Consider the following 7372-nt stretch of genomic DNA (forward strand, 5'->3'; position numbering starts at 1 on the left):
CCGCACCGCCGGCCGCATCTTAGTACTCGCGCCGGTTAGGCTTGATCTCCTGCAGGATGGTGGTGGAAATCTCCTCGATCGACTTGGTGGTCGAGGACAGCCAGCGGATGCCTTCGCGCTTCATCATCATCTCGGCCTCGTTGACCTCGTAGCGGCAGTTTTCCAGCGCCGCGTACTTGCTGCCGGCGCGCCGCTCGTTGCGGATCTCGGACAGGCGCTCCGGCGTGATGGTCAGGCCGAAAATCTTGGACTTGAACTCGTACAGCGACGACGGCAGCTTGCCGCGCTCGAAATCGTCCGGGATCAGCGGATAGTTGGCCGCCTTGATCCCGTACTGCATCGCCAGGTACAAACTGGTCGGCGTCTTGCCCGAGCGCGACACGCCCACCAGGATCACGTCCGCCGACGACAGGTTCTTGTGCGATTGGCCGTCATCGTGCGCCAGCGAGAAATTGATCGCCTCGATGCGGTTCTTGTACTCCTCGCTGTCGACGATATTGTGCGACCGGCCGATGGTGTGGGTCGACTTGGCGCCCAACTCTTGTTCCAACGGCGCAACAAAAGTCTGGAACATGTCCATGTACATGCCCTTGCACTGGCGGATCACGTCCGACAGCTCGGTCTTGACGAGCGTCGAGAAGATGATCGGACGTTGACCATCGGTTTCAAACGCCTCGTTGATCTTGCGTACCGCGTCGTGCGCTTTATCAAGTGTATCGATGAATGGCAGGCGGATTTGGCGGAAACGCAACTCGAATTGGGTCAATACCGAGTGACCAAAGGTTTCTGCCGTGATGCCGGTGCCGTCGGAAACGAAGAAGACCGTGCGGGCCACCGTGGGCAGGGGAGGACGTTGTTCTAGTGTCATGTAATGTTGGCCTGTCGTTATTGTGAATCGTCAATTTGGGCCGCAGGCTGTAGAATGGGCGCCATAGGTAAGATTGTGCTGCACGACGACCAGAATAACAAGAAACAAAGTCTGCGCCTCGCTGGAAGATTTCTATCATCAAAAAGGTGTCATTATGTCCAACGCAGCATTGAAGGAGCAGAGTAACGGAGCGGTATACGTCGCATCGTTCGAACATTTACGCATGACGGACGTCGAATCCGTCGGCGGTAAAAACGCCTCATTAGGCGAAATGATCAGCCAGCTGGCCGGCGCCGGCGTGCGGGTTCCGGGCGGCTTCGCCACCACGGCCCAGGCTTTCCGCGACTTCCTGTCGCACAGCGTCGACGGCGGCAAGCCGCTGGCCGACCGCATCGCCGACCGCCTCGCCGATCTGAACATCGACGACGTGCGCGCGCTGGCGCAAGCGGGCGCCGAGATCCGACAATGGATCGTCGAAACCCCGTTCCAGCCACGCCTGCAACAGGAAATCGAGACTTTCTACCACCAGCTGGTGGCCGATTCCAGCACCGAGATGTCGTTCGCCGTGCGCTCCTCGGCCACCGCCGAAGACTTGCCGGACGCTTCGTTCGCCGGTCAGCAGGAAACCTTCCTCAACGTGGTCGGCATCGAGAACGTACTCGACGCGATGAAGCACGTGTTCGCGTCGCTGTACAACGACCGCGCCATCTCGTACCGCGTGCACAAGGGCTTCACCCACGCTGAAGTGGCGCTGTCGGCCGGCGTGCAGCGCATGGTCCGTTCCGACCTGGGCGCGGCCGGCGTGATGTTCACCATCGACACCGAGTCCGGCTTCAAGGACGTGGTGTTCGTCACCTCCAGCTATGGCCTGGGCGAGACGGTGGTGCAGGGCGCGGTCAATCCGGACGAATTCTACGTCCACAAGCCGATGCTGGAAAAAGGCAAATCGCCTGTCATCCGCCGCAACATCGGCTCCAAGCTGCTGAAGATGGAGTTCACCAACGAAGCCAAGGCTGGCCGTTCGGTCAAGACCGTGGACGTTCCGGTCGAGATGCGCAACCGCTATTCGCTGAACGACGCCGAAGTGGTGGAACTGGCCAAGTACGCCGTCATCATCGAGAACCACTACGGCCGTCCGATGGACATCGAGTGGGGCAAGGATGGCCGCGACGGCAAGCTGTACATCCTGCAGGCGCGTCCTGAAACCGTGAAGTCGCAGCAGAAGGCGACCGACGTGCAGCAGCGCTTCAAGCTCAAGTCCACCGGCACCGTGCTGGCCTCCGGCCGCGCCATCGGCCAGAAGATCGGCGCCGGTCCGGTGCGCGTGATCCACGACCCGGCCGACATGGAACGCGTGCAGCCAGGCGACGTGCTGGTCGCCGACATGACCGACCCTAACTGGGAACCGGTGATGAAGCGCGCTTCGGCCATCGTCACCAACCGCGGCGGCCGCACCTGCCACGCGGCGATCATCGCCCGTGAACTGGGCGTGCCCGCGGTGGTCGGCTGCGGCGACGCCACCGAAGTGCTGAAGGACGGCACCTTCGTGACCGTGTCCTGCGCCGAAGGCGACGAGGGCAAGATCTACGACGGTCTGCTGGAAACCGAAGTGTCCGAAGTGTCGCGCGGCGAGCTGCCCAAGCTGGCCACCAAGATCATGCTCAACGTCGGCAATCCGCAGCTGGCCTTCGACTTCCAGTCGGTGCCGAACAGCGGCGTTGGCTTGGCGCGTCTTGAGTTCATCATCAACAACAACATCGGCGTGCACCCGAAGGCGATCCTCGAATATCCGAACATCGACGCCGACCTGAAAAAGGCCGTGGAGTCGGTCGCGCGCGGCCACGCTTCGCCGAAAGCCTTCTACGTCGACAAGCTGGCCGAAGGCGTGGCGACCATCGCCGCCGCCTTCTGGCCGAAGCCTGTCATCGTGCGCCTGTCGGACTTCAAGTCCAACGAGTACAAGAAGCTGATCGGCGGTTCGCGCTACGAGCCGGACGAGGAAAACCCGATGCTGGGCTTCCGCGGCGCGGCGCGCTACCTGGCGGCCGACTTTGCCGGCGCATTCGAAATGGAATGCCAGGCCATGAAGCGCGTGCGTAACGACATGGGCCTGACCAACGTCGAGATCATGGTGCCGTTCGTGCGTACGCTGGGCCAGGCCGAGAAGGTCGTCGACCTGCTGGCCAAGAACGGCCTGGTTCGCGGCGAGAACGACCTGCGCCTGATCATGATGTGCGAAGTGCCATCGAATGCGCTGCTGGCCGACCAGTTCCTCGACCACTTCGACGGCTTCTCCATCGGTTCCAACGACCTGACCCAGCTGACCCTGGGCCTGGACCGCGATTCCGGCATGGCGCTGCTGGCGGCGGACTTCGACGAGCGCGATCCTGCCGTCAAAGCCTTGCTGGCGCTGGCGATCAAGGCTTGCCGCGCGCGCGGCAAGTACATCGGCATCTGCGGCCAGGGTCCTTCCGACCATCCGGACTTCGCGGTCTGGCTGATGGAGCAGGGTATCGAATCGATGTCGCTGAACCCGGACTCGGTGATCGACACCTGGCAGAAGCTGGCAGCCCTGCAAAAGTAATAAAGTGTTGACGCGGGCGTATTTTGGTTTAGACTGGAGTTATCGAATTGAGTTGTAAATAACACTATCAATACCATACGCCTTGCAGCAAAAACCCTCGCAGCCCGCACCGGGACGCGGGGGTTTTTGCATTTTCAAACCTGAGAGGAGTGCATCATGGCTGACTGGAGTTTTTGGTTGATGGCCGCCGGCGTTACCGTGATCCTGGAACTGTTCAGCGGCACGTTCTATCTGCTGATGATCGCCATCGGCCTGGTGTCCGGCGCGCTGGCGGCGGCGCTGGGTTTCGGCCCCGCTCTGCAGACCTTGTTCGCGGCGCTGGTCGGCATCGGCGCCACCATGCTGCTGCGGCGCAGCCGCTTCGGCAAGCTGGTCAACCGCACCCGCGCCGAGCACGATCCCAACGTTAACATGGACATCGGCCAGACCGTGCACGTGCCGGCCTGGCACGACGGCGCGGCGCGCGTGATGTACCGCGGCGCGCTGTGGGATGTCGAACTGGCGCCGGGGACGGCGGCGGCGCCGGGGCAGTACAAGATACGTGAAGTACGCGGCAGCCGCCTGATCGTGGCGGCTTGAGATTTACCCACTGGAGAGTTTTATGGATATCAGCTTCGGCAACGTCACCTTCATCATTTTCATTTTGGCCCTGGTGTTCGTGTTCAAGACCATCAACGTCGTGCCGCAGCAGCATGCGTGGGTGGTCGAGCGGCTCGGCAAATACCACGCCACCTTGGGCCCCGGCCTGAACATCGTGATTCCCTTCGTCGACCGCGTCGCCTACAAGCACGTGCTCAAGGAGATTCCGCTCGACGTGCCGCCGCAGGTCTGCATCACCAAGGACAACACGCAGCTGCAGGTGGACGGCATCCTGTACTTCCAGATCACCGACGCCATGCGCGCCTCGTACGGTTCGTCCAACTACATCTCCGCCATCACGCAGCTGGCGCAGACCACGCTGCGCTCGGTGATCGGCCGCATGGAGCTCGACAAGACCTTCGAGGAGCGCGACCATATCAACACCGCCATCGTCAACGCCATCGATGAATCGGCCGCCAACTGGGGCGTGAAGGTGCTGCGCTACGAGATCAAGGACTTGACGCCGCCAAAGGAAATCCTGCACGCGATGCAGGCGCAGATCACGGCCGAGCGCGAAAAGCGCGCGCTGATCGCCGCCTCCGAGGGCCGCAAGCAGGAGCAGATCAACATCGCCAGCGGCGAGCGCGAGGCGCAGATCGCCCGCTCCGAGGGCGACAAGCAGGCCGCCATCAACCGCGCGCAGGGCCAGGCCGCCGCCATCGTCGCGCTGGCCGAGGCCAACGCCGCCGCGCTGCGCCAGGTGGGCGCGGCAATCCGCGAGCCGGGCGGCGAGGATGCCGTCAACCTCAAGGTGGCCGAGCAGTACGTGGGCGCCTTCTCGCAGCTGGCCAAGACCAACAACTCCATCATCATCCCGGCCAACCTGGGCGAGATGAGCGGCTTGATCGCCACCGCCATGCAGGTCGTCAAATCGCAGAAGGATGGACCGGCGGCCAAGGCCATCGTCAAGGGCTGACCGGCGCTGATAGAATGCGGGACGAAACAATACAGGAGCAGTGATGGCAACATGGGCGGTGGACGCGTTCGGCAACGACTACGCGCAGGATTGGGCCGAGGACCTGGCGCAGACCAGCAGCCTGGAGGCGGTGGAAAACACGCTGGACGTGGCGCTGGAACACCCGGGCGAAATGCTGGAAGCGCCGTTCGCGGCCGAGGCGCTGGTGGCGGTGGAAGTGCTGGCGCGGCTGCAGGGCAAGGGCGGCGAGCGCGGCGAGGACAGCGCGGCCGTCGACGAGTGGGTCGACGCGCGCAAGGCCAAGGCCCGCGTGCGCACCGACCTGGCGGAGAAGGCTGGCCGCGCCATCGAGCGCATCCTGTCGGAGCAATCGGAGTTGCGCGAGCTGTGGGCCGACAGCGAACATTACGCCGAATGGCGCGCCTCGGTCGAAGCGCTGCGCGCACGGATCAGCGCCTGAAACGAAAAAAACGCCCGGAAGGGCGTTTTTTTATGGACATGCGTCCGGATTACTTGGCGGCCTTGCGGCGGCGCGCCACCACACCGACCAGGCCCAGGCCCGCCAGCATCATGGCATAGGTTTCCGGCTCAGGCACGGCGGTGGTCAGCGAAACGTTGTCCAGCGAGGTGCCGTAGCTGTCCGACGTGCCGGTGGCGATGAACTTCAGTTTCATCGCGCTGCCGTCGCCGATCAGCGAGTAGCTGCGGGTTTCCCAGGCGCCGTTCAGCGAGTTGTTGACGTGGGCGATCTCGGCACCACCCCAATCCACCGACAGGCCCTGCGACGAGAGCGCCACACCCGGACGGTTCTCGAACTGGAAGGTCAGCGTGTAGTGCTGGCCGAGTACGGTCTGCACGGACTGGAACATGCTGCTGTTTTTGTTGGTGTCCAGCTCGACGAAGTTCACGCCCTGGGCGGCGACGCCGTCGACGTGGTTGCGCAGCTCGATGCCGTGCTCACCGCCGGTCCAGCCGGTCAGGTTGGCGTAATTGGCCCAGGTGTTGGCCGACTGGTGGTTGGCTTCGAAGCTGCCGTTGATCAGCAGTTCGACTGGCGCGGCGAAGGCGTTGGCGCCGGACAGCAGGGCGACGAGCGCGGCGGATTTGATCAGATTTTTGATATACATTCTTGTGATTCCCCGTGATATTGGTTATTAGTAACTTATATTTCCCGAAAGACAAAAGCATTGTAATTCATGAATCTCTTTTTGGCGAGTTTTTTTTGTCATGGACGATTTGAAAGCCGCGTGGCTGTGGCGTTAGCGCATATCGACGTGGCTGTCCAGCCCGTGCGGTTGATCGCTCGGGTTGCCGGCCGCCGGCGAGAATTTGCCTGTCTAGAAAGCGTAGGTGGTGCTCAGCACCCAGGCCTGGCTGGGCCGTTGGGGGACGTAGGAGTAGCCGATGCCGTCGTCGCGCGTGTACTCGCGCGCCAGCTGCACGCTCCAGTTGCCGAACGGGAGGCTGGCGCCCAGCTTGAGGTCGTAGCGCGAACTGGCCGGCGTGGCCGGCCAGTCCCGGCCGCGCAGCGTGCGCAGCAGGCCCGCGTGGGCGATCAGGTTGACGCTGGGATGGAGCGGGTAGAACACGTTGAGCTCGCCGTACAGCGCGCGCGCGGCGCCGCCGAAATAGCGCGGCGCGTAATACAGCCGCGTGGTCAGGCGCTCGCCCGACGCGCCGGCGTAGCACTCGTTGTAGTCGGCCGAATGCAGCTGGGTGTAGGTGGCGCGGCTGCAGCCGGCCTCCACGCTCCAGCCGGAGCGCAGCCGCAGCGCGTAGCCGCCGTAGGCCTGCAGCTTGGCGCCGCGCTGGTCGCCGATCGAGGTGCCGGCGGCGAACACGCCGCCGTACCAGCCGCTGGCGCTATCGAGGTTGAGGGTGAGTTGCGGCGACGGCCGGCCGTCGCCCAGCGACTGGCCGCGGTAGCGGTAATCCGATTGCAGCGCGACGCTGCCGCTGAAGTCGGCTTGTGCGGCGGCGGGCCGCCACGCCAGCAGGGGCAGCAGGGCTAAACAGGCGAGGGCGGCGGTGCGCAGCGTCACGGACCCACGCCGCGTTGCGTGAGCGTGGCGGCGGTGCAGGAACAGCTGCAATGGCGAAGCAGGCGGGATATGGTGGCGCATGCGTCGATATTAACAGCGTTCAGCGCATCGCCTGGTTGCAGCAGCCGCCGCAACTGTCCCGGCGTGGCCTTCGGCTGCAGCTGCGCCATCAGCGCCAGCATGCCGCTCACGTGCGCCGCCGCGTATGAGCTGCCGCTGACGAAGGACCAGCGCCCGCCGGGCGCCGTGGTCGGGATGTCGTTGCCGGGCGCGAGCAGCGCGGGATCGGCTTCGGCGCCGGCGGCAGGTGCCGGCTTGCCGCT

At 63.8% G+C, this 7372-nt stretch carries 8 protein-coding genes; 4 read left to right on the forward strand and 4 right to left on the reverse strand.

All coding sequences use genetic code 11. The features are described from left to right. Positions 1-19 precede the first annotated feature (19 nt). Entirely contained in the window at positions 20-868 is an 849-nt protein-coding gene (gene ppsR / locus GTP90_RS17840; RefSeq protein WP_161084818.1) for a posphoenolpyruvate synthetase regulatory kinase/phosphorylase PpsR, read from the reverse strand. Positions 869-1022: 154 nt separating this feature from the next. Here ppsR and ppsA point away from each other — a divergent pair, with 154 nt between their 5' ends. The 4 genes from ppsA (at position 1023) to GTP90_RS17860 (ending at position 5467) form a co-directional block, all read left to right on the forward strand. Next, positions 1023-3452 carry a phosphoenolpyruvate synthase gene (ppsA, locus tag GTP90_RS17845; RefSeq protein ID WP_161084819.1) on the forward strand — a complete coding sequence of 810 codons (2430 nt, stop codon included), beginning with the start codon at positions 1023-1025 and terminating at the stop codon, positions 3450-3452. A gap of 156 nt (positions 3453-3608) precedes the next feature. Next, complete coding sequence (locus tag GTP90_RS17850; protein WP_161084820.1) at positions 3609-4031, forward strand: NfeD family protein; 423 nt, start codon at positions 3609-3611, stop codon at positions 4029-4031. 22 nt (positions 4032-4053) lie between these two features. Then, on the forward strand, positions 4054-5007 hold the full coding sequence (locus tag GTP90_RS17855; protein WP_161084821.1) for an SPFH domain-containing protein: 954 nt from the start codon (positions 4054-4056) through the stop codon (positions 5005-5007). A 43-nt stretch (positions 5008-5050) separates the two neighbouring features. Next, on the forward strand, positions 5051-5467 hold the full coding sequence (locus GTP90_RS17860; protein WP_161084822.1) for a DUF4259 domain-containing protein: 417 nt from the start codon (positions 5051-5053) through the stop codon (positions 5465-5467). A gap of 49 nt (positions 5468-5516) precedes the next feature. Here the strand turns inward: GTP90_RS17860 and GTP90_RS17865 are convergent, their stop codons facing one another. From GTP90_RS17865 to GTP90_RS17875, 3 genes are all read right to left on the reverse strand, one after another. Further along, entirely contained in the window at positions 5517-6134 is a 618-nt protein-coding gene (locus GTP90_RS17865; protein WP_161084823.1) for an FxDxF family PEP-CTERM protein, read from the reverse strand. A 210-nt stretch (positions 6135-6344) separates the two neighbouring features. Next, a complete protein-coding gene (locus GTP90_RS17870) occupies positions 6345-7049 on the reverse strand; it encodes a TorF family putative porin (protein ID WP_161084824.1) in 705 nt (234 codons plus the stop codon). Beyond that, positions 7046-7372, reverse strand: a 327-nt coding sequence (locus GTP90_RS17875; protein ID WP_161084825.1) for a S8 family serine peptidase, incomplete at its 5' end; no start/stop codon positions are given. The genes GTP90_RS17870 and GTP90_RS17875, both read right to left, overlap by 4 nt.

Source organism: Duganella vulcania (assembly GCF_009857655.1).
Taxonomy (GTDB): domain Bacteria; phylum Pseudomonadota; class Gammaproteobacteria; order Burkholderiales; family Burkholderiaceae_D; genus Rugamonas; species Rugamonas vulcania.